22 protein-coding genes are annotated in these 25,652 nt (G+C 73.2%); 3 read left to right on the top strand and 19 right to left on the bottom strand.

Features of this window, described 5'->3' with window-relative positions:
- Positions 1-122 precede the first annotated feature (122 nt).
- A complete protein-coding gene (locus ACFY2K_RS17210) occupies positions 123-905 on the bottom strand; it encodes a S1 family peptidase (protein ID WP_380523341.1) in 783 nt (260 codons plus the stop codon).
- 306 nt (positions 906-1,211) lie between these two features.
- On the opposite strand from ACFY2K_RS17210, the gene ACFY2K_RS17205 reads away from it, so the two are divergent.
- The 3 genes from ACFY2K_RS17205 to ACFY2K_RS17195 all read left to right on the top strand — a co-directional run bounded on the left by ACFY2K_RS17205 (position 1,212) and on the right by ACFY2K_RS17195 (position 5,209).
- Positions 1,212-2,954: a SpoIIE family protein phosphatase gene (locus tag ACFY2K_RS17205; protein ID WP_387712152.1), complete on the top strand. Its 1,743-nt coding sequence runs from the start codon at positions 1,212-1,214 to the stop codon at positions 2,952-2,954.
- A 190-nt stretch (positions 2,955-3,144) separates the two neighbouring features.
- Positions 3,145-4,416 carry an ATP-binding protein gene (locus tag ACFY2K_RS17200; RefSeq protein WP_380523338.1) on the top strand — a complete coding sequence of 424 codons (1,272 nt, stop codon included), beginning with the start codon at positions 3,145-3,147 and terminating at the stop codon, positions 4,414-4,416.
- 157 nt (positions 4,417-4,573) lie between these two features.
- Positions 4,574-5,209 (top strand): GyrI-like domain-containing protein, encoded by a 636-nt coding sequence (locus tag ACFY2K_RS17195; RefSeq protein ID WP_380523337.1) that lies wholly within the window; start codon positions 4,574-4,576, stop codon positions 5,207-5,209.
- A 4-nt stretch (positions 5,210-5,213) separates the two neighbouring features.
- Here the strand turns inward: ACFY2K_RS17195 and ACFY2K_RS17190 are convergent, their stop codons facing one another.
- The 18 genes from ACFY2K_RS17190 to ACFY2K_RS17105 all read right to left on the bottom strand — a co-directional run bounded on the left by ACFY2K_RS17190 (position 5,214) and on the right by ACFY2K_RS17105 (position 25,626).
- A complete protein-coding gene (locus ACFY2K_RS17190) occupies positions 5,214-6,116 on the bottom strand; it encodes an arylamine N-acetyltransferase (RefSeq protein ID WP_380593586.1) in 903 nt (300 codons plus the stop codon).
- A gap of 82 nt (positions 6,117-6,198) precedes the next feature.
- Positions 6,199-6,603 carry a pentapeptide repeat-containing protein gene (locus ACFY2K_RS17185; protein ID WP_380398443.1) on the bottom strand — a complete coding sequence of 135 codons (405 nt, stop codon included), beginning with the start codon at positions 6,601-6,603 and terminating at the stop codon, positions 6,199-6,201.
- Between the two features lie 14 nt (positions 6,604-6,617).
- Positions 6,618-7,649 (bottom strand): DUF4872 domain-containing protein, encoded by a 1,032-nt coding sequence (locus ACFY2K_RS17180; protein WP_387712147.1) that lies wholly within the window; start codon positions 7,647-7,649, stop codon positions 6,618-6,620.
- A complete protein-coding gene (locus ACFY2K_RS17175; RefSeq protein WP_380523332.1) occupies positions 7,646-8,404 on the bottom strand; it encodes a DNA alkylation repair protein in 759 nt (252 codons plus the stop codon). Before ACFY2K_RS17175 ends, ACFY2K_RS17180 begins: the two co-directional genes overlap by 4 nt.
- On the bottom strand, positions 8,405-9,907 hold the full coding sequence (locus ACFY2K_RS17170; protein ID WP_380523331.1) for a B12-binding domain-containing radical SAM protein: 1,503 nt from the start codon (positions 9,905-9,907) through the stop codon (positions 8,405-8,407). It abuts the gene before it with no gap.
- Positions 9,908-9,913: 6 nt separating this feature from the next.
- The gene (locus ACFY2K_RS17165) at positions 9,914-10,786 is read right to left on the bottom strand and encodes a carbon-nitrogen hydrolase family protein (RefSeq protein ID WP_387712143.1); all 873 of its coding nucleotides are present in this window, start codon (positions 10,784-10,786) and stop codon (positions 9,914-9,916) included.
- Positions 10,786-11,493, bottom strand: a complete 708-nt coding sequence (locus ACFY2K_RS17160; protein ID WP_380523330.1) for a class I SAM-dependent methyltransferase — start codon at positions 11,491-11,493, stop codon at positions 10,786-10,788. Before ACFY2K_RS17160 ends, ACFY2K_RS17165 begins: the two co-directional genes overlap by 1 nt.
- Positions 11,480-12,868, bottom strand: a complete 1,389-nt coding sequence (locus ACFY2K_RS17155) for a coproporphyrinogen-III oxidase family protein (protein WP_380523329.1) — start codon at positions 12,866-12,868, stop codon at positions 11,480-11,482. The genes ACFY2K_RS17160 and ACFY2K_RS17155 overlap by 14 nt, the downstream gene beginning before the upstream one ends.
- Positions 12,865-13,845, bottom strand: coding sequence for an ABC transporter ATP-binding protein (locus ACFY2K_RS17150; protein WP_387712139.1), 981 nt, complete (start codon positions 13,843-13,845; stop codon positions 12,865-12,867). Before ACFY2K_RS17150 ends, ACFY2K_RS17155 begins: the two co-directional genes overlap by 4 nt.
- Positions 13,838-14,623: an ABC transporter permease gene (locus ACFY2K_RS17145; RefSeq protein ID WP_380523327.1), complete on the bottom strand. Its 786-nt coding sequence runs from the start codon at positions 14,621-14,623 to the stop codon at positions 13,838-13,840. The genes ACFY2K_RS17150 and ACFY2K_RS17145 overlap by 8 nt, the downstream gene beginning before the upstream one ends.
- Positions 14,623-15,474: a carbon-nitrogen hydrolase family protein gene (locus ACFY2K_RS17140; protein WP_380523326.1), complete on the bottom strand. Its 852-nt coding sequence runs from the start codon at positions 15,472-15,474 to the stop codon at positions 14,623-14,625. Before ACFY2K_RS17140 ends, ACFY2K_RS17145 begins: the two co-directional genes overlap by 1 nt.
- Complete coding sequence (gene mfnA, locus ACFY2K_RS17135) at positions 15,471-16,652, bottom strand: tyrosine decarboxylase MfnA (RefSeq protein WP_387712135.1); 1,182 nt, start codon at positions 16,650-16,652, stop codon at positions 15,471-15,473. The genes ACFY2K_RS17140 and mfnA overlap by 4 nt, the downstream gene beginning before the upstream one ends.
- Before the next feature lies 1 nt (position 16,653).
- Positions 16,654-17,478, bottom strand: a complete 825-nt coding sequence (locus ACFY2K_RS17130; protein ID WP_380593583.1) for a carbon-nitrogen hydrolase family protein — start codon at positions 17,476-17,478, stop codon at positions 16,654-16,656.
- Positions 17,475-18,443, bottom strand: coding sequence for a carbon-nitrogen hydrolase family protein (locus ACFY2K_RS17125; RefSeq protein ID WP_380593582.1), 969 nt, complete (start codon positions 18,441-18,443; stop codon positions 17,475-17,477). Before ACFY2K_RS17125 ends, ACFY2K_RS17130 begins: the two co-directional genes overlap by 4 nt.
- Before the next feature lie 67 nt (positions 18,444-18,510).
- Positions 18,511-19,665, bottom strand: a complete 1,155-nt coding sequence (locus tag ACFY2K_RS17120) for a hypothetical protein (RefSeq protein WP_387712132.1) — start codon at positions 19,663-19,665, stop codon at positions 18,511-18,513.
- A gap of 2 nt (positions 19,666-19,667) precedes the next feature.
- A complete protein-coding gene (locus tag ACFY2K_RS17115) occupies positions 19,668-22,664 on the bottom strand; it encodes a flavin reductase (protein WP_387712130.1) in 2,997 nt (998 codons plus the stop codon).
- Positions 22,661-24,157, bottom strand: a complete 1,497-nt coding sequence (locus ACFY2K_RS17110; RefSeq protein WP_380644856.1) for a 4-hydroxyphenylacetate 3-hydroxylase N-terminal domain-containing protein — start codon at positions 24,155-24,157, stop codon at positions 22,661-22,663. Before ACFY2K_RS17110 ends, ACFY2K_RS17115 begins: the two co-directional genes overlap by 4 nt.
- An 11-nt stretch (positions 24,158-24,168) precedes the next feature.
- Positions 24,169-25,626, bottom strand: coding sequence for a hypothetical protein (locus ACFY2K_RS17105; RefSeq protein ID WP_387712127.1), 1,458 nt, complete (start codon positions 25,624-25,626; stop codon positions 24,169-24,171).
- Positions 25,627-25,652: the final 26 nt, after the last annotated feature.

Raw genomic sequence — 25,652 nt, 5'->3', positions numbered from 1 at the left:
CGGGTGCGTGGCCGGCCCTCACTGCCGGGGGGCCCGGCATGCCGGGCCGCCCCCCCCCCGGGGTGGGGGGGGGGGCCCCCCGGGTGGGGGGCGCTGTCGCGCCCCCGGGGAGGGGTCGGGGATCAGCCGGCCATGGTGGTCTGGACGAAGTCCTTGAACGCCGTCACGTTGGTGTAGATCGAGGGGTCGACCGCGCAGGTGGAGGAGGAGCCGCCGGCCCGGCTGGTGGCGCCGAGCAGCCGCCACTCGCCGTTGACCTGGGCGATCGCCGGGCCGCCGGAGTCGCCGTAGCAGGCGCCCTGGTTGCTGCCGTCCGGGCCCTGGGGGTTGTTGACGCAGAGCTCGGAGGAGGGGTCGAAGCCCTCGGCGCAGCCGCTCGGGAGCAGGCTGGTGTCGAGCTCCTTGAGCTGGTCCGGGCCGCCGTCGGCGCCGGGCTGCGGGTTCTCCTGGCCCCAGCCGAGCAGCTTGATCGCGGTGCCGGCCGGTGCGCCGTCGGCGATGGCGATCGGGGTGGCCTGGACGGGGGCGCTGAGCTGGAGCAGGGCGATGTCGTTGTTGGTGCTGTAGTTCGGGTGGGGGACGACCTTGGCGAGCGAGGCCACCTCGCCGCCCGAGGTCCGGTCGTTGGAGCCGACCCGGACGGTGAACTGGTCGGCGGTGCCGCCGGCCACGCAGTGGGCCGCGGTGACCGCCCAGGTGGGCGAGATCAGCGAGGCGCCGCAGATGTGCTGGCCGTTCTGCTGGAGCGAGACGATGAAGGTGTAGCCCTGGGAGGCGGCGCCGCCGCCGATGATGGGCCGGCTGGGCAGGGGGGTGGCGGAGGCGCCGGCCGCCGGTGCGGCGAGTACGAGGGCGGCGGCCGCGGCGGCGGTGGCGAGGATTCCGGGCAGGGGGAAGTGCCTCATGACGTGTCCTTGTCCGGCGGCGTGGGGGCCGCCTGTGGGGGATGACGTGAACCTGTCGAACTGCCCGCAAGGCTGGCCCCTGACGGCCCGTCGGGAACATCCGCCACTCGGCGGGGAGAGGGACGACGATCGGAGGCTTGCGTAAACACGCAAATATGCGCGAGGATCGCGCACCCGAGACCGCTCCGAACCGGGCGGCCCCGGGACCGTTCCGAACCGGGCGGCCCGACGGCCGCGCCGTGCGACCGGCCGCGCGCCGTGCCAGGCTGGTGGGGACGGCCGGACTGCACAGGACAGGCGGAGGCCATGGCCGAACCGCAACTCCCGGGCCGCGGCGGAGGCCCGTACGGCCGTGGGGGCGCCCCGCACGGCGGGGCCGGAACCGAGCGCCTGCCCGCCGACCTCTCCTGGCTGAACGAGGCGGGGCGGCGGATCGGCACCACGCTCGACCTGCGGCGCACCGCGCAGGAGCTGGCCGACTCCACCGTGCCGAGGTTCGCCGACGGCGCGGCGGTCGACCTCCTCGAAACGGTGCTGCGGGGCGAGGAGACCGAGCGCTGGCAGGGCCCGGAGCCGCCCGCGCTGCGCGCGATGGCGATCGCCTGGATACCGAGCGTGCGGGTGATCGAGGCCGACCCGGTCGGCAGCCCCAGCGTGGTCGGGCCCAGCTACTCCAGGGACGCCCTGGTCACCGGCGAACCGGTCCTGGTCACCAGGACCACCCCGGACGACTACCTGCGGATCGCCTCCACCCCGAGCGGCGCCGCCCAGCTGGCCGCCGCCGGTGTGCACAGCTACCTGGTCGTCCCCATGGTCGCCCGCGGCGTGCTGCTGGGGATCGCCGACTTCGTCCGGTCCGGCGACCGGCCCGGCTTCGACCGGGCGGACCTCGCGCTCGCGACCGAACTGCTCGGCCGGGCCGCCCTGTCCATCGACAACGCCCGCCTCTTCCAACGGGAACGGGACACCGTCGTCACCCTGCAGCGCAGCCTGCTGCCGCGCGAGTCCCCGCCGACCCCGGGGCTGGACGTGCACTGCGACTACCTGCCGGCGCTGGACAGCCGGGTGGCGGGCGGCGACTGGTTCGACGTCGTGGCGCTCCCGGGCGGCCGCACCGCCCTGGTGGTCGGCGACGTCCTCGGCGGCGGCCTGCCCGCGGCCGCCACGATGGGCCGCCTGCGCGGCGCCGCCCGCATCCTGCTGGCCCTGGACACCGTCCCCGAGCGGGTGCTCGCCCGGCTCGACCTGGCGGCCCGCGACCTCGACGAGGAACAGGTCGCCAGCTGCCTGTGCGCCGTCTACGACCCGGCCGACGGCAGCTGCGCGCTCGCCTCGGCCGGGCACGTGCCACCGGTCCTGGTCGGCCCGGACGGCCCCGCGCACTTCGTCGACCTGCCGGTCGGCGGCCCGATCGGCGCCGGGGCGATCCCCTACGACGGCACCAGGATCGTCCTGCCCGGCGGGGCCCGGCTGCTGCTGTACACCGACGGGCTGGCCAAGACGCGCCGCGGGGACCTCGCGGCCGACCTGGAGCGGCTGCGCCGGGAGGCCGGCCCGGTGCTCCGGAGCCGCCCCGGGCCCGAGGCGGCGCACCTGGCGCCGGCCGGCCGGTACGACGACGCGGTCCTGGTCGCCGCCGACGCGCTCGACGGCGCGCCGGCCGCCGAGGTGCGGGTGTGGGACCTCCCGGCGGACGCCTCGGCGGCCGGCGCCGCCCGCCGCCTGGTCCGCGACCAGCTGGCCCGGTGGGAGCTGACCGACCTGGTGGACGCGGCGGAGCTGGTGGTCAGCGAGATGGCCGGCAACGCCCTGCGCCACGGGCGCGCGGTCGGGCCGCTGCGACTGCTCCGGCACGACCGCCTGGTGATCGAGGTCTCCGACCGGGGCCCCGACCTCCCGCAGATCCAGCACGCCTCGCTGAGCGACGAGGGCGGGCGCGGACTGCAACTGATCAACGTCCTGTGCCGCCGCTGGGGAGCCTGCCGGACCGCCTTCGGGAAGGCGGTGTGGGCGGAGCTCGACCTGCCCCGGGCCACCCGGCTCCCCTAGGCCCTAGCGGCCGCGCAACCCGCTGCCGCGTACGGTTCGTCCACGGCGCGTTGTCCCGATCGGCGCACGACGGGCCGCGCCCGGCCCGCCTACCTTCTCCGGAACCGTACGAACCGCCCGTACGAACCGCCCGTACGGGCCGTGCCGTACGACGGCGACCGGCGAGCGGCGACCCGAGGGAGCGATGCGCGTGAACTGGCTGATCCACGACTACCGGGAGGAGGACCTGGCCGCCGTCGTCCACCTGATCGACAGCACCGCCGGGCTGGGGCAGGAGTCCGTGTTCCCGCTCGCCGAGTGCATCGCCGCGCTGACCGCACGCCAGCCCGCCGTGGTCGCGGTGCACGGCGGCACGCCGATCGGGGCCGCGCTGGCCCAGGTGGCCGGGACGGGGGAGCGGGCCTGGGTGATGCGGGTGGCGATCGCCCCGGCCTGGCGCGGGCGGGGCCTGGCCAGCGCGCTGCTGCGGGAGTTGGAGCGGCGGCTGGTCGAGCTGCGGGTGCGGCGGATCGCCTACGTGCTGCCGGAGGAGGAACTGCTCGGCGAGGGACTGCACAAGGCCGGCTACCAACGGCGGCCCGCCGCGGCCTACTTCGAGAAGACCGAGCCCGCCGCCGGCCCCGCGGCCGGCACGCTGGACGAGCTCGGCGGGCGGCTGCTGAGCGGGGACCTGTGGGACCAGGTCGCCGGGATGACCGCCGAGAAGGAGCTGATCGAGCGGCGGATCGTGCTGCCGCTCGCGGAACCCGAGCGCGCCGCCCGGCACGGGGTGCGGCCGCCGCGCGCGATCACCCTGTTCGGGCCGCCCGGCACCGGCAAGACCACCTTCGCCCGGGCCATCGCCTCCCGCCTGGGCTGGCCGTTCGTCGAGCTGCTGCCCTCCCGCCTCGCCGACGAGGGCAACCTGGCCGCCGCGCTGCGCAGCGCGTTCGCGCGGATCGGCGAGCTGGAGCGGGTGCTGGTCTTCATCGACGAGGTGGAGGAGATCGCCCCCGTGCGCGGCGCGGCCGGCCAGCCGGGCGCCGTGCACGGGGTGACCAACGAACTGCTCAAGCTGATCCCGGGGTTCCGCGAACGCGACGGCCGGCTGCTGGTCTGCGCGACCAACTCGGTCCGCTCGCTCGACCCGGCCTTCCTGCGCACCGGCCGGTTCGACTACGTCATCCCGATCGGACCGCCGGACCCGGACGCCCGCGCCGCCATCTGGTCCCGCTACGCCCTCGGCACCGACCGCGTCGACGTGGACGTGCCCGCCCTGGTGGCCGCGAGCGAGCGCTTCTCGCCCGCCGACATCGAGCACGCCGCACGGCTGGCGGCCCAGACCGCCTTCGAACGGGACGACGCCGTCCCCGGGGCGACCACCGCGGACCACCTCGCCGCGATCGGCGCGAGCCGCCCGACGGTGACGGCCGCCATGGTCGAGGCCTTCCGCGCCGACATCGGCTCGCACGCCCGGCTGTGAGCCGGGGCCCGTGACGGCGGGGACCGGTCCCCGCCGCCCCCGGCGGCCGGATTCGCCCGATGGGGGGAACCCGGGGAACCGGGCGCGGGGCCCGCCGTCACGGCTCCTAGGATGGCTCCCGACCGGACCAAGCCGACCGACCGGGAGCAGCGCCGCGATGGACAACTACGACGTCAAGAAGGAACGGCCGGGCCTCTATTCGGCCGGTCGCCGGAAGTTCGAGGTCATCGACGTCCCGCGGATGAGGTTCCTGATGGCGGACGGGCACGGCAACCCGAACACCTCGCCGGAGTACGCGGAGGTGGTCACCGCGCTCTACACCACCTCCTACGCCGTACGCGCCGTCGCCAAGCAGGAGTTGGGGCGCACCCACACCGTCGGGCCGCTGGAGGGCCTGTGGTCCTCCAAGGACCTGGAGGTCTTCCGGACCCGGGAGAAGGACGCCTGGGACTGGACGCTGATGATCGTCCAGCCGGACTGGATCACCCCGGGGATCGTCGACGCGGCGCTGGAGCGGGTGCACCGGACGAAGGACCTCAGCGCCGTGAAGCTGGTGCGGTTCGAGGAGTTCACCGAGGGGCCCAGCGTCCAGGTCCTGCACGTCGGACCGTACGACGAGGAGGGGCCGACGATCGCCCGGATGCACGACGAGTTCGTGCCGGCCCAGGGGCTGACCCTCCGGGGGCGCCACCACGAGATCTACCTCTCCGACGCCCGCCGGGCGCACCCGAGCCGGCTGCGCACCATCCTCCGCCAGCCGGTGGCCCCGGCCGGGGCCACCGCCGCGCAGTGAGCTCTCACGGGCCGCCCATCAGGCTGGAGCGGACGTCGCCGACCCGCGCGGCGAGCCCGCGCAGTTCCTCCGCCGTCAGGGCCAGTCCGAACTCCTCGGTCAGCACGGCCGCGAACTGCCCGTCGTCGAGGTGCTGCCGGCGCTCGGCGGTGCCGTCCGGCCGGACGCGGGAGAAGTCGCGGTTGAGCAGGCGCCGCATCTCGCCGCTGAAACGTTGCATCACGATCAGCTGGCCGGTGAAGGGCGAGTCCGGGTGGGTGGACGTGTAGTAGTTGGCCGCGTCGACGTCGGCGGCCCGCTGCGCCCGGTTCGAGAACGAGTAGAGGGTGCTCCCGGCCGGGGCGCCCGGCGTGTTCCCGGCCGGGGTGCCGGGCACCGCCCGCTCCATCAGCTGCCGGCCCTCCTCGTGGGCGGCGACGGCGAAGGACCAGCCCTCGCCCTGGGTGCTCCAGCCGTCCTCGGTGAGCGGCAGGGGCTCCAGCAGGCCCGCGCCGAAGCCGACGTCGGCCAGCCAGTCGCCGTCCACGCCGGAGGCGAGCAGGGTGAGGTGGGTGCACGGCCAGGGGCGGCCGGGGCGTTCCCGGGGGCGCGCGAGCAGCCGGTCGACCCGGTACCCGAGCCGGTTGAGCACCGCGCCGAACAGCAGCCCGTGCTCGTGGCAGTAGCCGCCGCGGGCGGCGGCCACCAGCTTGCGCTGGATGTCGGCGGTGCTCATCGGGACCTCGCGCCCCAGCACGATGTCGATGTTCTCGAAGGGGATCGACTCGACGTGGGCGCGGTGCAGCCGCCGGAGGGTCTCCCGGTTGGGCTTGGCGTCGCCCAGGTCCGGTCGGCCGATCCGTTTCAGGTAGGCGTCCAGGTCGAGCTGGTCCACGCCCCATTCGTCGGTGGACGAAGTCGCCGTCACTGCTGTCTCCTCCTGCTCGCGTGCTGACGGTGGCGGTCCGCCCCCGGCTCGGGTCCAGGCCGCAGCCGCAGGGGTCGGGGCCTCAGAGGTCCTGCGGCCAAATCGTGAGGAAGTCCGAGATGACGCCCCGGCGCCGGAAGCCCGGGTCGAGCACGGCGCCGGTGAGGTCGGCCCCGCTGAGGTCGGCCCCGTCGAGGTCCGCCCCGACCAGCCGGCTGTTCGCCAGGTCCGCCTGGATGAGGTAGGCCTCGACCAGGTCGGCGTCCTGGAGGTTGGCTCCGCGCAGGTCGGCGGACATCAGGTACGACTCGGTCAGCACCGCGCCGCTGAGGTCGGCGTCCACCAGGTCCGCGCCCCGCAGGTCCGCGCCGTGCAGCCGGGCGGCCCGCAGGTCGGGGCGGAACGGGCCCTCGGCCCGGCGCCGGCGGGCGTACTCGTTCCACCGGTCGGGGCCCTGGGCCAGGATCGTCTCGTCCGCGCTCGGCATGGCTTCCTCCCGCCCTACACGCCGCCGAGCGCGCGCAGCGCCCGCTTTTCCAGGTCCATCGCGGTGCCGACGGTGTCCACCACGGCGTCCACCAGCTGCTGCCGGTCCCCGCCCGGGGTGGCGGCGCCGTCCAGCAGCGCGCGCCCCAGGGTCTGCCAGTGCCGGCCGCTCGCCCGGAAGAGCTCGGCGGGTCCGGTGTAGCGGGCGTCGCCGGAGGCCTCGGCGACGGCGGCCAGGAAGCGCCCGATCATCGGGCGGAAGAGCCCGCCCCCGGTGCCGAAGGTCTCGATCTGGCGGCCCAGGTGCAGCAGTTGGCGGGAGAGCGCGTCGGTGCGCACCACCCGGCCCGCGGCGTCCACGTCGTCGACCTCGCCGAGCTTGGTCCGCGGCCAGGTCGGGGCGGTCGACTGCAGCTGCTTCATCCCGGCCAGGCCCAGGCTCCGGCTGCCGGGCTTGAGGACGTCGCGGCAGAGGTTGCGCACCGCCACCGGTCCGACCAGGCCGAGCTGGGGAGCGCTCCGCCGGGCGCCGAACACGTACGCCTTGCGGTCGGGGTTGAGCGGCGGCGAGTCGCGGCTGGAGCGGGCCGCCTCCAGGTCCGCCGCCGTGACGAGGACGGTGGTGTCGAGCGCCGGGTCGGACACCTCGAACCGGTCGTCGTCGAGGGCGCGGACCACGTTGACGAAGTACCCGCCGAAGGAGGAGCGGCCCTCCAGCCCCCAGTACGGCAGCCGGCCGAGGTCCACCCGCACCATGACGGCCGGGGCCGACTCCAGCAGCTGGGCCAGCCCCTTGCCGGACGTGGGCGCGTGCGCGGCGACCTCGACGCCCATCAGCCGGGCGGCCCGCAGCGGCATGATCGCCTGCTTGCCCACCACGATGTCCGGGGCGCCGCCCCGCGCGGGGAAGAAGGAGAACCCGAAGCCGCCGTCCAGGCCGAACACCACGTCCTCGTCGACCTCGTGGCCGGCGGCCGCCAGGATGTTGCACTGGCACGCCGATTCGCAGTGGATCCCGCGCCGGTGCACGTAACCGCCGGTACTCAAGCCTCCGCCTTCCCGCCGAGGGCCATCAGGGCTCCCCGGGTCTCCTTGTCCAGGCCCTCCAGGGCGTACCGGAAGGTGTCCCGCTTCATGACCGGCCGCCACCGCCGCAGGTAGGCCTCCACCTCGGCCGGGTGGACCTGCGCGGTGACCTTGAGCAGCCACCCGGACCCCTTCTGCACGTACGGGTCCTTGTCGTGCATCAGCCGGGTGCAGTTGTCGAGGACGTGGGCGACCGGCAGTTCGTAGGTGACCTTGCCGACCTTGCGCCGCACGAACTTCACCACCGCCACGTTCGCCGCCCGCCGCGCCCAGGGGGACTCCGATCCGACCCAGCGCGCCGTCCGGGGGAGTCGGTCGAGGTGGCCCAGGAAGTACGGGTAGAGCAGTTTCAGGCACAGGTCGTCGCACTGCGCCCAGTTGGACACGTACCGTTCGAGCCAGCCCTCGCAGCGGTCGAGGAACTCGTCGCCCAGCCCGGTCCGGGCGACCTTGTGCAGCAGCGCGAAGCCGAGCAGCACCTCCTCGTGGTGCTCGGCGCGCGCCAGCACCTCCTCCGCCAACCGGAGCCTGGCGGCCGCGGGGACGTCCCCGTGCTCCCGGAAGAAGTCGCCGGCGAGCGCCACCACCGCGGCGTTGCCGACGCCGAGGGCGCGGATCTCGTGGGGGAAGTAGCGTTGCATCCCCACCGCGAAGTCCGCGTCGCCCCGGGCCGCGAGGGACGCCAGCAGCTCGCCGGCGACCGCTTCCGTGTTCACCTAGACCACTCCCAGGTTGAGCATGACCGGCTTTCCGGTCGTCCGTTTCGGTGCCTTCTCCAACCGGGGCTTTGCGCTCATCACGTAGTCGTACTCGCGCTGCATGTCGGCCACGGTCCGCTTGGAGTGGACCGCGCGGTCCGACAGGCTCTGGCCGCGCAGCCCCCACCACAAGTACCAGTTCCGGTGGCCGAGGTAGGCGTTGCGGACGAAGTCGAGGGTGTCGCGATCCTCGACGATGGCCGGTTCCACGTAGTACGCGGGGACGAAGGTGCCCTGCCCCTCGGTGAGGATCCCGGCCTTCACCGCCTGCTGCTGCAGCTTGGTGCCGCTCAGGATGCGGATGCCGAGGTTGGCGTAGATCTGGGCCGGGTTCAGGAACCGCTCGGTGAAGCCGATCGACTCCCGCAGCGCGGCCGGGGTCTCGCCCGGGCCGCCGAGGAAGACGCAGTGGGTGTGCTCGATCGGACTGGCGGTGAAGAGCCGGTCCACCTCCAGCACCTTGGCCATGTCGAAGCCCTTCTGGAGGTCCGCCAGCGCCTCGTCGGTCAGCGCGTCGGTGCCCAGGTCGACCCGGATGCAGCCGGCCGCGGCGAGCAGGTCGACGAACTCCGGCGTGACCGCGTTGGGGGTCAGCTGGCAGTACCAGGCGACGTCCAGCTTGGCGCGGATCATCTCCGCGCAGACCTCCGAGGCGTACTCGATCGGGAAGTTGAAGGTCGCGTCCACGATCTCGAACTCACGGACGGCCGGGTTCTCCGCCATCGCCCGCTGGATCTCGCCGACCACCTCGGCGGGCTCCTTGAACCGGTTCCCCTTGCCCTCCGTCTTGCGGATGATGCAGTACGAGCAGTAGAGCTTGCAGCCCCGCTTGGTCTGCAGCGTCTCGATGGCCGGCTGGTGGTCCCGGGTGAGGTCGGAGGCGGCCGAGACCCCCTCCTCGAAGTACCGGGGGTCGTAGACCGAGCGGTCGGGTTCGAGCGCCCCGAGGTCGAACGCGGAGTCCGCCGGGTTCTGCACGAAGTGCCCGTTGCCGTCCAGGTGGCACAGCCCGGAGATCTCCTCCAGCTTCCGCCCGCCGCCCTGGAGGTGCTCCATCAGCTGGACGATCCCGGCCTCGCCCTCGCCCGCGATCCCGTAGTCCGGCTGGGCGTACTCGAAGAAGGCCAGCGGTTCGACCGAGAAGCCCGAGCCGCCGAGGACGACCTTGGCCGAGGTGTACTTGCGCACGCACTGGACGATCTTCTCCGTCATCGGGCCGAAGAAGATCGGGTCGACGAAGGTCAGGTTGTCCAGGTTGCGGACGGCGATGCCGACCACGTCGTACCGCTGGGAGGTCAGCCGCTCCCGGACGGCCTTCAACTCCCGGGACTCCCACAGCAGGTCGAGCACGTCGACCTGGTGGCCGGCCCGCTTGAGCGCGGCGCTGATGTACGCCATGCCGATCGGCAGCGCCGGTCTCGGCACCCGGATCTTGTTGGTGGAGATGAGCAGTACCCGCATCGCCGGTCACTCCCCCCCGCCGCTGGCGGGCCGGGCCCGGTCGTTGAGGGCGGCCCAGTAGGTGGACGGCCGGAGGTCGTGCCGCAGGGTGGCCTTCACCCGGTACCGGCGCATCCGCTCCAGGTCCACCCGGACCACGCCGACGCCCTCGCCCTCCTCGATCAGCACCATCCGCTCGTCGCCGTCGACGAAGTCGAAGCGCTCCGCCTCCAGGAAGAGCGGGTCGGCCAGGACCTGGCTGCGCCCCATGTAGCCGAAGCCCGCGTACAGGTTGGTGCCGACCCCGGAGGCGAAGGCGAGCACGCACTCGGTGTCCACCGCGCGGACCGGCAGCCGCAGGTTGGCCACGTAGGCGAACATCTCGGGCACCAGGGCGGAGCAGACCAGGACGTCGACGCCGCGGCGAAGGTACTCGCGGGCGGCCTCCGGGAAGTTGATGTCGTAGCCCTGGAGGAGGCCGATCCGCCCGAAGCCGACGTCGAACACCGGGTACTCCGAACCGCCGGCCAGGTAGCGGCTCTCCAGTTCGTGGCAGTGCACCCGCCGGTAGCGGCCGAGGAGTTCGCCCTGCGGGCCGGTGAGCACGGAGGTGCTGTAGTACTTCCCGTCCCCGCCGCGCTCCAGCAGGCCGGCCACCAGGTGGATGCCGTGCTCCCGGGACAGTTCGCACAGCCGGTCGGTCTCCGGCCCGGGGATCGGCACCGACACGTCCGCGACTTCGAGGATGTTGCCGGAGGTCAGGTAGGCCTCCGGCAGGCAGACGAGGTCCGCGCCCTGCTCGACCGCCTGGGCGACGAAGCGCTCCGCGCGCCGCTGGTTGGCGGCGTTGCGGCCGAGCTTGGACTCCATCTGCACGACGGCGATGGTGACGGCCGCCATCACGGGGCCACCGGGTCGAGCGGCCGGGAGGAGATCACCAGGCCGAGGTCCTCCTCGACCACCTGCCAGCCGTCCAGGCCGGCCTGCCGGAGCAGCTCCGCGACCTCGTCGCGGGTGTAGCCCGACTGGAGCGAGCGCATGAACTGCTCGCCGCCCTCCTTCACGAACTGGAGGATGAAGGTGATGTGCCCCTCCTCCGCGTGCCGGTTGATGTCCTCGATGATCACCACGCCGTCGGGCTTGCAGATCCGGGCGCACTCCCTGAGCGTCTCGACCGGCCGGGACCAGCGGTGCAGCGAGGAGAAGGAGAACACGATGTCCGCCGAGGCGTCCGGGAAGGGCAGCCGGCTCAGCCGGCCCATCTCGAACTCGACGTCGCCGGCCGCGTTCGCCCACACGGCCAGGGTCAGGTTGTCCTCGGCGACCTCGACCAGGTTCTGGATCTCCTCGACCCCGGACACCGCCAGCTCCGGGAGCCGGCCGGCCACGTGCAGCGACAGCAGTCCGGTGTTGAAGCCCACCTCGACGAGGTCGGTCATGCCCTCGCGGACGTTCGCCGTGATCCGGTCCGTCGGCCGCTTGTACGCCATCAGCGCCGACCGGCGCATGCCGAGGTCGTAGGCCCTCGTCCCGTCGAGGTCGGCGTACGGCGCGGTCTGCGGGACCCGCACGCTGAGGTCCAGCAGCGGCGTCTCAGTGGTGCTCACAGGCGTCACCCTTCTGCGGGGAACCGGAAACGACGGTCAGCGGGAGCGTTCTCATCTGCGGGTTGATGAAGCCCGTGATGTCCGCCCCGAGGTGCTGCGGGTAGCGCCGGAACTCCGGCGAGTAGAAGGCCTTGGAGATGTTGTCCAGGTAGTACCAGCCCTTCGGGCCGGTGACCTCGATCCCGTCCTCCCGGACGGTGACCAGGCCCTTCCCCGCGAGGTCGGCGATCTCCTCGCGGAACATCTCCAGGAAGTCGACCCCGTGCAGCCGGCGGAACCGCTCCCGGTCGACCCGCCCGGCCTTGACCCCGAGCACCATGGACCGCCGGATCGACTCCGACCTGGTGATGTGCTTGCCCATGGAGATCGGCAGCCGGCCCTCCATGACGGTCTGCACGTAGCGGCCGATGTCGGGCTCGTTGAAGTACCAGTGCTCGCGCAGGTGTCCGGTGGCGGTCGGGCCGAGCGGGATGATCGGCACGTCCTCGCTCCACGAGGTCTCTCCGTACTTCGGCTGGAACCCGGGCTTGGCGAAGCAGTCGCCGTAGTAGCCGAGGAAGCCGGCCGCGGTGAGCTTCTCGGCGGCGAACAGGAACATCTCGTCGACCAGCGCCCGCTCGGGCACCGGCGGGAGCTTGCGGCGCTTGGTGGAGATCTGCGCGAACTCCATGTAGGTGTAGAAGGAGACGCAGGTCACCCCGAGCTCGATGGCGACGTCGAGGCTGTACTCCCAGCTCTCCATCGTCTGCCCGTTGATGCCGTGCATCAGGTCGATGTTGATGTTCTCGTAGCCGCAGTCGCGCAGCAGCCGGATGCTGTTCTTGAGCATCTCCGGGTCGCTGGGCCGGCCCAGGCTCTTCAACTCCTCCTCGACGAAGGTCTGGACGCCGAGGCTGATCCGCCGCACCCCGCGGTCCAGCAGCACCCGCGCCTTGCGCTCGCTGATGTCGATCGGCGTGGTCTCGATCGAGAAGTCCGCGTCGGGGGCGGTGTTGAGGCTGCCGAACAGGTGGCCCAGGAGCTCGTCCAGCTGGGGCGCGGTGAGCGAGGTCGGGGTGCCGCCGCCGATGTACCCCAGGGTGATCACGTGGTCCTGGACGTACGGGCGCTGCGCGTAGAGCGTGATCTCCGCCTTGAGCGCGTCCAGGAAGGTCCGGGTCAGGTCCCGGTCGGTCTGGAACTTGATGTACGGGCAGGAGAAGCACAGCCGGTTGCAGAACGGGATGTGGACGTACACGCCCATCTGCTCCCGGGCGAACACCTCCTCCTCGGTCACCGCGACGTGCTTCGTCGGGTACTGCCGCACCCACTCGTTGTCCCGTTCCGGGTACTCCTTCCAGAACGGCATGCTGGTCGTCGTCGTGGAGATGCTCATGTCTGTGTCCCGTTCCCTTCAACCTGCTCGACGATGGATCGGACGACCTCCGCCAGCGTGGGCGAGCCGTACGACGCGGAGCGGAGCGCCAGCCCGTCGGCGTGGGCGCGGGCGACGAGTTCGCCGAGGGCGTCGGGCCGCGCCCTGCCGGACAGCTCGACCGTCACCCCGCCGTCGACCGGCCGCACCGCCCCGGCCGGGCCGTCCGCGGCCGCCGACTTCGCCGCCCACACCCGCAGTTGCTCGACGTCGGAGTCCGCGAAGGCGTGCAGCGTCAGGCTCGACCGCCCGCCCGACAGGACGACCTCGGCGAGCGAGGCCTCCTTCACCTGCTGCCCCTGGTGGAGCATCACCACCGAGTCCGCCAGGGCGACCAGCTCCTCCCGGTGGTGGCTGGCGAACAGCACCCCGGTGCCCTCCGCCTTGAGGCCCCGGAGCAGGTCCAGGACCGTCTCCTGGGCCGTCGGGTCCAGCCCGGTGGTCGGCTCGTCCAGGATCAGCAGGTCGGGCCGGTGCGCGACGGCGCTGATGATGTGCAGCTTGCGCTGGCTCCCGCCGGAGAGCCGGCGCACGTACTGGTCGACGTACTGCCCCAGCCCGGCCAGGCCGACCAACTCCCGGTAGCGGCCCGGGTCCGCCCGCCGGAGCCGCAACTGGTGCCTGAGGTAGGTCTCCACGGTGACGCCGTCCGGCAGCTCCTTGGCCTGCTGGACGTAGCCGAGGTGCCGGCTGGCCCGCCCCCAACTGCGCGGCGGCGTACCGCAGATGCGCACCTGGCCGGCGGTGGGCTGGAGCAGCCCGGCCAGCAGCCGGATCAGCGTGGTCTTGCCGGCCCCGTTCGTCCCGATCACGGCGACGCCCTCCCCGGCGGCCACCGAGAAGTCCACGCCGCGCAGCGCGAAGGCGGAACTCACCCGGCACTCCAGTCCGGAGACCGCCAGCACCGGCACCCCGGCGTCCGTTCGCGACTCAGCCACGTCCGATCCTCCTGCGGAAGGCGTAGGCGGCCAGCGCGCAGCCCCCGACCGCGTACACCGCGGTCAGTGCCAGCGTCAGGCCCGAGGGTGACGGCCCCTGCCCGAGGGCGGCCCGGAAGACGTCGACGTGCACCGAGAGCGGCAGCCGCTCCATCACCTTCCCGAGCCAGCCCAGGTTGCCGAGGGGGAAGAAGATCCCGGCGAAGTACATCAGCGGGATCACGATGATGTTCACCACCGCCGGGAAGGAGATCTCCGTGGTGTACGTCGCCACCAGGATCCCCAGCGCGGCGAAGGCCAGGCAGCCGGCCAGGAAGTCGAACACCAGCAGCCCCGGCGAGTCGATGCTCGCGTCGAACACCGCGACCCCGAGCACCAGCACCAGCGCGAACTGGAACAGGCACTTCACCACGACGCCGATGAGCCGGGCCAGCAGGAACCCCGAGTAGGACAGCGGGGAGAGGATCAGGTCCTCGATCGTCCGCCGGTTGCGGTCGATGATGATCGTGTAGCCGACGGTGTAGGTGCAGCTGAACATGATGCCGGCCGCGAGGATCCCGGGGAAGACGAAGCCGAAGTAGTTGGCGGCCCCCACCGAGGGGCTCCCCATCTGCTGGGTGGCCGCGCCGAAGGCCAGCACCATGGACACCGAGGTCAGGAAGGTCGACACCGCGAACAGGCGGTTGTCGAAGAACTGCCGCAGGTCGATCACCACCAGCCCGAGGACGTCGGTGAACCAGTTCGGCCGCCGCGGCCGGGCCGCCTGCACCCCCGCCATCAGGACCGCCCCCCGTACCCGGTGGTCCAGGTGGACCGCAGGTCGTCGTGGAACGGCAGCCGCTCGCGGACCTTGCGCTGCGTCCGCAACGGGATGTCCGCCTCGATGACGGCCTCCCTGGCGCCCCGCTCCACCTCGGCCAGCACGTCCGCGTCCGGGGGCTGCGCGGCGTCCTGCACCAGCCCGTTGACGATCATGCTGCGCCCCAGGTAGGGCATCATCGCGAAGCGGTTCTCGCCCGCACCGCTGGCCAGCACCAGGGCGCACTCGGCGTCGGCGGCGCGGGCCCGGCAGATCGACCGCACCTGGTGCGAGAACGGCGCGAACAGGGTGGCCACGCAGACGATGACGTCGACCTCCTGGAGCAGGTACTGCCGGCTCGCCTCCGGGAACCGGAGGTCGTAGCCGACCAGCAGCCCGATCCGGCCGACCGGGGTGTCGACGACCTCGCCGGGCGCCCCCGGGGTGATGTGGTCGGCCTCCCCGGCCCACACGCACGGCCGCCGGTACCAGCTCAGCACCTCGCCCGAGGGGCCCACCAGCACGGCCGCGTCGTAGACCTCCCGGCCCTCGGCCAGCAGCACCCCGGCGGCGATGTGGAGGCCCAGGCCGCGCGCCTGGTCCACCAGGAACTCCACCACCGGCCCGTCGGCCGGCGTGGCGTCCCGGCGCAGCGTCGGGAAGTTCAGGCCGGTCGCGAAGTTCGCCGGCAGGCAGGCGAGTTCGGCCTTGCGCTGGGCCGCGGTGGACAGCAGTCCGGCGGCGCACTTGAGGTTCTCGTCCGGCTCGCCGGGGGTGATCCGCATCTGGAGCGCGGCGACCCGGGTGTTGCGCGTGCGCAGGAAGCTCACGGGTACGCCACCTCCGCCGCCACATCCCGCCGGGCCCGTTCGAGCACGGGCAGGAACGCGTCCACCATCTCCGTCGTCACGTGCCGGGCGACCACCAGCCGCAGGGTCTCCACGAAGCGGGTCGAGGTCGAGGCGATCCACCCGAGCTCTTCGAGCCGCTCCGAGATCCGCGCGGCGTGCGGCATCCGCACCACCACGATGTTGAGCTGCGGTTCGACGAACAGCTCGTGGCCGGCCTCCCGGAGCCGGGCCACCAGGTGGTCGGTCACCTCGTAGTTGTGCCGGGTGACCGCCAGGAAGCCCGAGCGGCCCAGGTGTTCCAGCACGGCGTAGGTGGCGACGGCCGCGCTGCCGGGCCTGGTCCCCAGCAGGGTGTGGTGGGTCGGGGTGTCCTTGAAGAAGGAGTCGAAGGCGAACCGCTGCGCGCCCTCGGGCTCCCGGAACAGGATCACCCCCGCCGGGACGGGCGCCAGCCCGTACTTGTGGGGGTCGATGGTGATCGAGTCCACGCCGTCCACCGAGAAGTCGAACCGGGGCAGCTCCCGGCCGAGTTCGCGGGCGAAGGGGATGATGAACCCCCCGGTGGCCGCGTCCACGTGCAGGTGCGGCCCCAGGCCGGCCAGCCGGGACGCGATCGTCTCGACGTCGTCGACCACCCCGAACTCGCTGCTGCCCGCGGTCGCCACCACGGCGACGGTGTGCTCGGTGACCTGCCGCAGCACCTCGTCGGCGGGCAGCCGCAGCGAGTCGTCGACGGGCACCACGACCGGCGTCAGGCCGAGGATCGCGAAGATCTTGGCGAAGGAGAAGTGCACCGTGCTGCTGACGATCACCTCCGGCCGGTCGGTGAGCCGCCCGTCCGCCCGGGCGGACTCGCGGGCGGCGGCCATCGAGAGCAGGTTGGCCTCCGTCCCGCCCGACACCAGCGTCCCCGAACCGGTGGGCCCCCCGAGGAACGACAGCAGGATCCGTACCACCTCCCGCTCGATCCGCTTCGTCCCGCGGAAGATCCGGACGTCCCCGAGGTTGGTGCGGGCGGCGGCGGCCGCCATCTCCACGGCCAGGGGGTGGGGTTCGGTACAGATCGAGTTCAGCACCCGGTTCCAGGGGACGTCGTCCTCCAGCTCCGCTGCGATCCGGCGCCTCACCTCGGAGGCCGACAGGCCGACGTGCTCCACGTCAGCTCACCCGCTCACGGTGGTCCGCGCCGGTGCCCGGGGCGGGGCCGTCCGTCAGCGCCGCGTACAGCTGCGGGCGGCGGGCCCAGAGCCCGAACCAGAGCGTCTGCTGGAAGCGGAGGTCGGGCTCGCGCAGGTAGCGGATGTGCTCGACCTCGCACCCGGCCTCCAGCAGGCACTCCTCGGCCCCCGCCCGGGCCAGGAACCGCTCGGGCATCGCGATCGCGCTGGAGCCGGCCGAGCGGGCGCCCAGCGCGCTCGCGAAGGCGACCGCCACGGTGTTGAGGGTGGCGATGCCCCAGACCGCCGCCGCCTGGGCGGCCCGGTTGCGGCCGTCCAGCGAACCGGCCACCAGGAGCAGCTCCGCGCCGTTCAGGCACTGGATCCGCGGCGGCTCCACGAGCCAGAAGTCCGGCCCCAGCAGCACCCCGACCCGGCCGGACTCGGTGTCCACGACCGGGAAGTCGTCGCCGGTGCCGGTGCTGCCGTCGGCGAGGACCGCCCGCCGCAGCTCCACCCGGACCGAGCCGTCCGGGTCGAGCAGCCGGGCCACCTGCTCCAGACCGCCGCCGGCCGCGGGCTCCGCCCACGAGCCGGTGAGCACGTGGGCGCGGCGGGTCCGGGCCAGCTCCGCCAGGCGTTCGAGGGCCTGGTCCCGCAGCCGGGAGGGGAGTGCGCGGACGCCGTCACCGACGGCGAAGGCGTTCTCCGGGAGCACGACGAACGACGCCTCCGGCGTCACCCGGCGCTCCAGGTCGGCGAGCACGGCCTCGACCGTCGCCGCCTCGTCCGCCCGGCGCGCGTGTTGCGCGACGATGATGGTCACGAACCAGTCCTCTCGCCCGAATCCGTCGGACCGGCGCCCCGGTCCCGGCCGTCCGCCCCGCCGGTCGGGGCGATGGCCGTCCGCAGTTCGGCGGCCAGGTCCCGCCGGGCGCCCACGTAGTCGCCCAGCAGCGCCCCGTACGCCTGCGGCCGCCGCATCCCGATCCAGCGCCGGCCGTCGCCGGGCGGGGAGCCCGCGTCGCCGGGGTCGGTGCCGTCCGGGTCGAGGTCGACCACCAGCACCTCCGGCTCGTCCGTTCCGGCCTGGGCGATGACGCCCTCCGGCCCGGTGACCAGGCTGGTGCCGGCGAAGCGGACCTCCACCAGGCGGTCGCCGCGCTTGCCCCGGACCACGCCCACCGAGCTGGCGTAGACGATGTTCACGTCGTTGAGGTAGGCCGCCGAGCTCAGCGCGTTCACCATCAGCGACTGGTTCTGCAGCAGCGTCCCGCCCGGCACGAAGATCGTCCGCGCGCCCGCCACGGCGAGCAGCCGGATGACCTCCGGGATCCAGAAGTCCGAGCAGACGGCCACCCCGACCAGCCCGAACTCGGTGGTCATCACGCCCAGCGACTCGGCCTGGCGGCAGACGACCATCTCGTTGCCGAACGCGTGCGCCTTGATCGCGCTGTCCGCGACGACGCCCTGCCGGTCGATGAACAGCGAGGTGTTCCGGTACATGCCGTCCCGGAGGTCCTCGACGATCGAGCCCAGCAGCACGTTGGTGCGCAGCCCGCGGGCGAGCTCCCGGAAGCCGTCCACGATCCGGCCGGGGATCGGGGTGTCGGTGCGCCCCCTCAGGTGGTCCTGCCCCGGCATGTACCACGGGGGGCCGAGGAAGAACTCCGGGAAGCAGACGACGTCGACGTCACCGCCGGCGCAGACCTCCTCGACCGCCCGGAACGCGTTCTGCAGACCTTCCGCGGGATCCTCGACCCAGAGGGTCTGTACCACCGCTACCTTCATGTGCGTCGCCTCCTCAAGGGCGCCATCGGTACCTCGGGCTCGCGCCGGTCCCACCACCGGAGGCGGGTCATGACGTCACGGCCTCCCAGTCCTTCGCCTCGACGATCCGGACGTCGACGTCGATGCCGAGGCCGCGACGGACCTCGGCCTCCACCGCCTGCCGCAGCACCTCGTCGGCGGCGGCCGCGGCGCCGTCCGGAACCGCGCAGGTCACCGTGAAGCCGCCGGGCCGGAGCTCGGCCGCGAAGTACGGGGCGAACTCGGGGAAGCCGAAGACGATCCGCTCCACGTCGACCGCCGAGACCGGGCCGGACGCCGAGCCGACCAGTTCGGCCACCCGGCCGAGCGGGGCGAGCACCGGGCTCCGGGCGCCGCAACCGCAGCCGCCGTCGGCCGGGCCCAGTTCCACGAACTGCCCGGTCGGTTCCGCCGCGCCGTTCGCGCCGTTCGCGCCGTTCGGGGCGTCCGGGGTGTCGGGGGTGTCGGGGGTGTCCGCCGTCCCGAAGGCCAGCAGCAACTCACCGCGGAACGCCGCCGGGCCGTCGGCTCCGGGGGTCCGGACCGCCGCCCGCAGCCGGTGGTCGCACAGGTGCAGCGCGCCGGCCGCGCAGGGGACGGCGACCGTGGGCGTCGAGGCGGTCCCGTAGAGCTCGGACGCGTCGGCGCCCCACAGGGCCGCCACCCGCTCGCGGCGCTCGGCCGAGCTGGCCTCGCCGGTGGTGACGACCAGGCGGACCGCGGAGTCCGCCGGCCGCTGCCCGCGCGCGACGGCCAGCGCGGCCAGCCTGGCCGCCACGGTCGCCGAGCAGACCAGCACCGTCGCCCCGTACTGCCCCATCAGGTCGAGGACCCGCGGCAGCGGGCAGATGGTGTCGCTCGTGCCGACCCCGATCACGGCCGCGCCGACCAGCTCGATCGCGCGCTCGACCTCGGCGCCGACGAAGGACAGCTCGTACGGGACGGCGACGATGACCACGTCGTCCTCGGTCAGCAGGCCGTCGAGGCAGCGGGCCAGGTCGATCTGGTTGCGGACCCACTCGTCCCGGGTCAGGAAGGCCGAGTGGGTGTGCCCGGCGGCGTCGGACCACTCGCCGTAGCGGGCGCGGGCCGAACCGCGCCAGGCCTCGGCCCCGGCGCGCGGGCCGGGTCGGTGCGCTCCGCCGTCGCCCGGCCCGAGCAGGCCGAGGAAGTGCTCGTAGATCCCGGAAGCGGTCGTCGCCACGGTCACACCCCCGTGCCCTGGTCGTCCGGCGTCCGCCACCCGTAGTCCTGGAGCGCGCCGCCGGGCCCATTCGTGCGCAGCAGCGGCGCGCACCCGGCCGCGGGGTTGACGTCGACGCCGAGGCACTTGGCCAGCACGAGGTCGTGGTCGCCCATCCGGTAGGTGCCCTCCAGCCGGCATTCGAGGACGGCGTAGGCGCCCGCGAGGTGCGGGCTGCCGCTGGACGTCGGGGCCCACGGCAGCGCGGTGAAGCGGAGGTCCGGCCTGGTCCGGGAGAACCTGGTGCCCAGCTCGCGCTGGTCGTCGGCGAGCACGTTGAGGCAGAATGGCCGCCCGTCGGCGAGCGCGGACCAGCTCGAACTCCCGGACGCCACCACGAAGCCGAGCAGGGCGAGTTCGCCGGAGACGACGGTCAGCGAGCCGATCGCGAGTCCGTACGGGGTCGGGCCGTCCTGCTCGGGGCGGTGGCGGGTGCCGGCGACCACCGCGACGGACCGCGGCAGCAGCTCGGCGAGGCCGGCGAGGTCCCGGGGGCCGCCGGGCTCCACCGGGACGGGCGCGGTCGGCTCGGAACGCCCGCGCAGGTGGCGGCCGGTGACGCTGTCCGGGTGTTCGGCGAGCGCCTCCGGGGGCCCGCAGTGGATGACCTGCCCGCCCTCGGCGCCGGAGCCCGGTCCGAGGTCGACCACCCAGTCGGAGATCGCCAGGACGCGCAGGTTGTGCTCGATCGCGATGACGGTGTTGCCGGTGGAGATGAGCCGGTCGAACAGGGCCAGCAGGTGCCGGATGTCCGCGGGGTGCAGGCCGCGGGTCGGTTCGTCGAAGATGAAGAGGGTGCCGCTGCGGCGCTGCTTGAGCAGCTCGCCGGCGAGGTTCAGCCGCTGTGCCTCGCCGCCGGAGAGCACGGTCGTCGAGCACCCCAGCTGGAGGTAGCCGAGCCCGAACTCGGCGAGGACGGTGAGGGCCCGGACGATCTTGGCGTGGGCCTGGGGGTCGAACCAGCCGACGGCGTCCTCGACGGTCATGGCGAGGACGTCGTGGATGGTGGCGCCGTTGAGCCGGACGGCGAGGACGTGCTCCTGGAACTTCCGGCCGTCGCACTCGGGGCAGACCACGGACTCGCTCTTGAAGAGGGTCAGGTCGATCTCGGCGAGCCCCAGGCCCTTGCAGGCCTCGCACCGGCCGCCGGCCACGTTGGTGCTGAACTCCGCCCGCCCGAGGCCGAGTTCGACCGCGTCCGGGCTGGCGGCGAAGGCGTCCCGGAGGTGGTCGCCGATGCCGATGTAGGTGGCGAGGGTGCTCCGGCTGGAGCGTCCGATGGCCCGTTGCTCGACGTGGATGACGTCGGTCAGGGCGCCGGCCCCGGTGACCACGGCGCTGTCCGCGCCCCGGGCGACGGCCCGGGCGACGCTGTCGTGCAGGCCCGCGACCAGCGAGCTCTTCCCAGCGCCGGACACCCCGGAGACGCAGGTCAGCGCGGTGAGCGGCAGTCGGACGGCCTGGTTGCGGACGTTGTTGCGGGAGATGTCGCGGACCTCCAGCCACGGGGTGCCGGCGGTGTCGACCCGGCGCCGGGTGGGCGGGTCCGACAGCAGGGCGGCGGCCGTCGGCGAGCCCTCGGTGCGGAGGACCTCCGCGAAGGGGCCCTCGACCACGACCTGCCCGCCCCGGGAACCGGCGCCCGGGCCGAGCTCCACGATCCAGTCCGCGGCCCGGATCACCGATTCGTCGTGCTCGATGACGATGACGGTGTTCCCGAGGTCCCGCAGCCGGCGCAGCGAGGCGATGATCCGGCCGGTCTCGCTCTCGTGCAGTCCGGCGGTCGGCTCGTCCAGGACGTACATGACGCCGGTGAGGTCGCTGGCGAGGTGCTGGGCGAGCAGCAGCCGCTGGAGCTCGCCGCCGGAGAGGGTGGGCACCGGCCGCCGCAGCTGGAGGTGGCCCAGGCCGACCTCCTCGATGTTCTCGCTCTGCCGGATGATCGACGCGGCGAGTTCGCGGACCTGCGGCGGCAGGGCGCCGGAGGCCAGCGCCTCGCGCAACCGGACGACGGAGTCGCCGAGTTCGTCGCTCTGGAAGGCGTGGAAGGTGTGGCCGGCCACGGTCGCCCGGAGCGACTCGGGCCGCAGCCGCCCGCCGCCGCAGTCGGGACAGGTCTCCTTCGCCAGGTAGTTGGAGAAGGCGCCCCGCCGGGCCGCGGTCGAGGCGTTCTTGTAGGCGCGCTCGGCGAAGCCGAGGATGCCCTCGAAGCGGACGTCGTTGGTGACCTTGCGGATCTTGATGGTGTAGACGGTGTCCGAGCCGTGCAGCACCCGCTCGACCTGCTCCGGCTTGAGCTCGGCGAAGGGCGTGTCGAGGTCCAGGCCGATGTCCGCGGCCATCGTCTCGAAGGCCTTGCGCACATTGGGGATCGCGAAGGTCCCCGGGTCGGCGCCGTCCCAGATCTCGGTGAGCGTCTTCGAGGGGTCGGGGACGATCCGCTCCAGCGAGAACCCGATCAGCTCGCCGACCCCGTCGCAGCGCAGGCACTTGCCCTCGCGCCGGTTGGCGCTGAAGTGCTTCGCGGAGTGCGGTTCGGCGAAGCAGCCGCAGGTCCCGCAGCGCAGGTCCGGGCCGGTCGGGCCGAAGCAGACCGGGCAGACGGGCCTGGAGCCGGCGCCGAACAGCAGCCGGTACAGCCCGTCCAGGCCGGTCAGCGTCCCGACCGTCGAGCGCGGGTTGGAGTGGCCGCCGTCGCGCTGGCGCAGCGCCACCGGCGGCTGGGTCCCGGCGATCCGGTCGAACTGGTAGTCACCGTCCCCCAGGTCCAGGGACTTGCTCGACAGGGCGCCCAGGTAGAGCGACTTCGAGTGCTCGAAGAGGGTGTCCATGATGAGCGAGGACTTACCCGACCCCGAGACGCCGGCGGCGACGATGAGCTTCCCCTTGGGGAGGCGGACGTCGACCGACTTGAGGTTGTGGGTCGTGACGCCCTCAAGGACGATGCTGTCAGGACTCACTGCCGCCCCCGTTCGATCAGGTCGCGGACCTGGCCCTCGCAGGCCGCGAGGTCCGGGTAGGTGGAGTGGAGCACCGCGCGGACCCGGGCCGGGTCGCCGCGGTTCCAGGACTCGTAGAGCTCCTGGCGGGTGCCGAAGCGGTCGATGACCAGGTCGGCGGCGAGCCGGAAGATCCGGGACTTCTCGTCCGGGCCGATGTCCCGCCCGCCCATGTACGCGTCCAGCGCGCCGCGCAGTTCGGGGGCCGCCAGATCGCCCTCGAAGGGCTGCATGATCAGTCCCGAGGCGCCGATCTGCCGCACGATCGCCGACGCCCGGGTGGAGAAGTCCCCCGCGACGGCGTCGAGCGCGGCCGTGGAGCCGGGGGCGAGCAGGCCGGAGGAGGTGACCGCGCTCTCGGCGTCCACGGCGGCCAGTCCCAGTCGCACCAGCTCGACGTAGGAGGTCAACTCGCCCAGCATGGCGCCCACTTCGCGGAAGCGGTCGACGCCGATCGAGCGCGCCAGCAGCGAGGCGGTGCCGAGCAGGGTCCGCAGCCGCTGGTGGAACCGGAGTTGGCCGGTGTAGAGCGACCACCGGTTGAGCTCGTGGAACCCGCGGGCCGCCACACCGGCGTCGTCGAGCAGGAACACCCGCGACCGGGGGACGAACACGTCGTCGAACACCAGCATGGCGTCCTGCTCGTCCAGCCGGGCGGCGAGGCCGCCGGAGCCCTCGGCGTACGACCTGCGGCACAGGATCCGCAGCCCCGGGGTGGCCAGCGGGATGCCGAACCAGCAGACGTAACTCGGGTCCTCGCGCAGGTAGTTGGCGGGGGAGAGGTAGATCAGTACCTCGTGGGCGTACGGGGCCAGGGTGGCGATCTGCTTGGCGCCGCGCACCACGATGCCGTCCGCGTCGCGCTTGACCACCCGCAGCCCGATCTCCGGGCGCTCCCTCGGGGTCGACGAGCGGTCGATCTGCGGGTCCCCCAGGCCGTGGGTGAGCGCGATGTCGTTCTCCCGGCACCAGTGGTAGTAGCGCTCGGCATTACGGCCGAACTCCGGATCCACCTGGGCGAGTTGGGAACGGAAGTGGTAGAGGCCCACCACCACGTTCGCCATGAAGTCCGGCAGCCGGGACAACTGCCCGTGGGAGGCCTCGGCCCACCGGCGCGAGTTGCGCCACTTCCGGTCGAGCTCCTCCCGGGTCCTCGGCGCCAGGTAGGACAGGCTGACCGGCCGCCCCGAGAGGTCCGACCGCCAGAGCATCTCCGCGGAGTGCTCCGGCGCGTGCTGGAGGTCGTACAGCGCGGCGAGCGAGTCCAGCATCGGCCGGAACCTCGGATCCCCGACCACGTCGACCCGCCGGCCGTCGGACCAGACCTCGCGACCGTCGTCGATGCTGCGGATGAAGTCCTGCCCCCGCCAGGCCCCGCCGGGGGACCCGGGCAGGAGCTCGACCCCTGGGGTGGACGCGGCCCCGTCGGCTGCCGCGGACTGAGTAGTCGTCACTGCCCTCTCTCCTACGGCTTGCGCTCGGCCGCGCCGGAATGGAACGGCTTGTAGCTCTGCTCCTGGACGTCCGGGAAGTACTCCCGGGTGGCCTCGCCCACCAGTCGCATCAGCTCGGCGTCGACCGAGGCCGGGCCGGCCACCAGCCGGTTGAGCGGGGAGTCCGGGACGGAGTTCGACAGCCGCACGCCGCGCGCCGCGTGGATCGCCACCAGCGACCGCTGGGCGTTCGCCGCGTCCCGCATCTTGTAGACCGCCTGCGGTCCGTCCGGGATCCCGATCATCGACTTGGTGCCGCCGCTGCCCAGGCAGTTCCGCGGCATGTGCAGGTGCTCGTGCCGCCACTGCTGGTGGACGAAGTGCAGCCGGAAGGCGTGGTCGATCACGGAGTGCCGCAGCCACAGCTCCGGATCCTTGTGCCGCCCCTCGTCGACCGACCGGACGGCGTCGCTCAGCGAGCCCTGGTGGAAGGAGAGCAGCCAGCTCTCCAGGTCCCCCCAGAAGCACTTGAAGAGGTCCCGGAACATGTGCTGCTTGATCGCCAGCGAGTGGGTGCCGCTGGCCGGACCGAGGTTCTCCCGGAAGCCGTGGTACTCGCCGGTGGCCAGCAGTTCGGCCATCACCCGCTGCGCCTCGACGACCGGCACCAGCAGGGCCCGGCAGGCCGCGAGGTGCTCCACGGCGCGGCTCAGGTCGGCGGCGCGCAGCGCCCGGACGGCGGCCTCCAGGTGGTCGTTGGCCTCGGCGCAGAGCAGCTCCGGGATCTGGTGGAGGGCGACGAACTCGCCGTGCAGGGTGGCGCCGTGGAGTTCGGTGGCGGCCACGGCCTCGGCGAGCAGGGCGGCCCGGGTGAACTCGTCCAGGGTCTGCCCGACGGGCTTGCGCACCCGCACGCCGGAGAGGTCGCTCTCCCACTTCGTCGCGTCGTGGCTGCCGGTGCGCAGGTCGTGCAGGAAGGAGTACAGCGGGTCGTCGATGCTCCGGGTGGCGATGGTCGAGCGGACCGCCTTCTGGTCGCGCTCCAGCAGGGCCGTCCGTACGGCCTGCTCCAGGCCCCGCACCGCCTCGACGTACGTCCGGTACCCGGCGGACTCGGCGAGGCCGATCTCGGAGGTCCCGGCGAGGTCGCCCTGCCCGAAGACGCTGCGGGCGTCGAACAGCGCGGTGCCGAGGTGGCGCAGCAGCCGGTGGAAGCCGATGCTCCAGCGGCTGAACCGCGCGGTGTCGCCGAGCTCGCCCGCCAGCGTGCCGGCCCGGGTGCGCTCGGCGAGCCGGCTCAGGTTGCGCAGGGACACCTCGGCGGCCTGGAAGACGGCGCGCACCAGCGACTCGTACGAGGCGGGCGCCACCCCGCCGCCGGCCCTGGCCCGGGCCAGCAGGTCGATGCGGTGGAGCTGGTCGTAGCTCTCGGCCACCGGGCCGAGCGCGGTCGTCCTCGGACCGCCCCTGGCGGGTTCAGCCTCTGCCACGGGGGAGCCCTGCGGATCCGGCCTTG

Source organism: Kitasatospora sp. NPDC001309 (assembly GCF_042896295.1).
Lineage (GTDB): Bacteria > Actinomycetota > Actinomycetes > Streptomycetales > Streptomycetaceae > Kitasatospora.
This window is presented reverse-complemented; position numbering and strand designations above follow the sequence as displayed.

Bases quoted from the DNA above. Each gene is read 5' to 3' on its own strand.
- ACFY2K_RS17210 (WP_380523341.1), bottom strand. From the start codon at position 905: ATGAGGCACTTCCCCCTGCCCGGAATCCTCGCCACCGCCGCCGCGGCC.
- ACFY2K_RS17205 (WP_387712152.1), top strand. From the start codon at position 1,212: ATGGCCGAACCGCAACTCCCGGGCCGCGGCGGAGGCCCGTACGGCCGT.
- ACFY2K_RS17195 (WP_380523337.1), top strand. From the start codon at position 4,574: ATGGACAACTACGACGTCAAGAAGGAACGGCCGGGCCTCTATTCGGCC.
- ACFY2K_RS17185 (WP_380398443.1), bottom strand. From the start codon at position 6,603: ATGCCGAGCGCGGACGAGACGATCCTGGCCCAGGGCCCCGACCGGTGG.
- ACFY2K_RS17170 (WP_380523331.1), bottom strand. From the start codon at position 9,907: ATGCGGGTACTGCTCATCTCCACCAACAAGATCCGGGTGCCGAGACCG.
- ACFY2K_RS17165 (WP_387712143.1), bottom strand. From the start codon at position 10,786: ATGGCGGCCGTCACCATCGCCGTCGTGCAGATGGAGTCCAAGCTCGGC.
- ACFY2K_RS17155 (WP_380523329.1), bottom strand. From the start codon at position 12,868: ATGAGCATCTCCACGACGACGACCAGCATGCCGTTCTGGAAGGAGTAC.
- ACFY2K_RS17145 (WP_380523327.1), bottom strand. From the start codon at position 14,623: ATGGCGGGGGTGCAGGCGGCCCGGCCGCGGCGGCCGAACTGGTTCACC.
- ACFY2K_RS17125 (WP_380593582.1), bottom strand. From the start codon at position 18,443: ATGAAGGTAGCGGTGGTACAGACCCTCTGGGTCGAGGATCCCGCGGAA.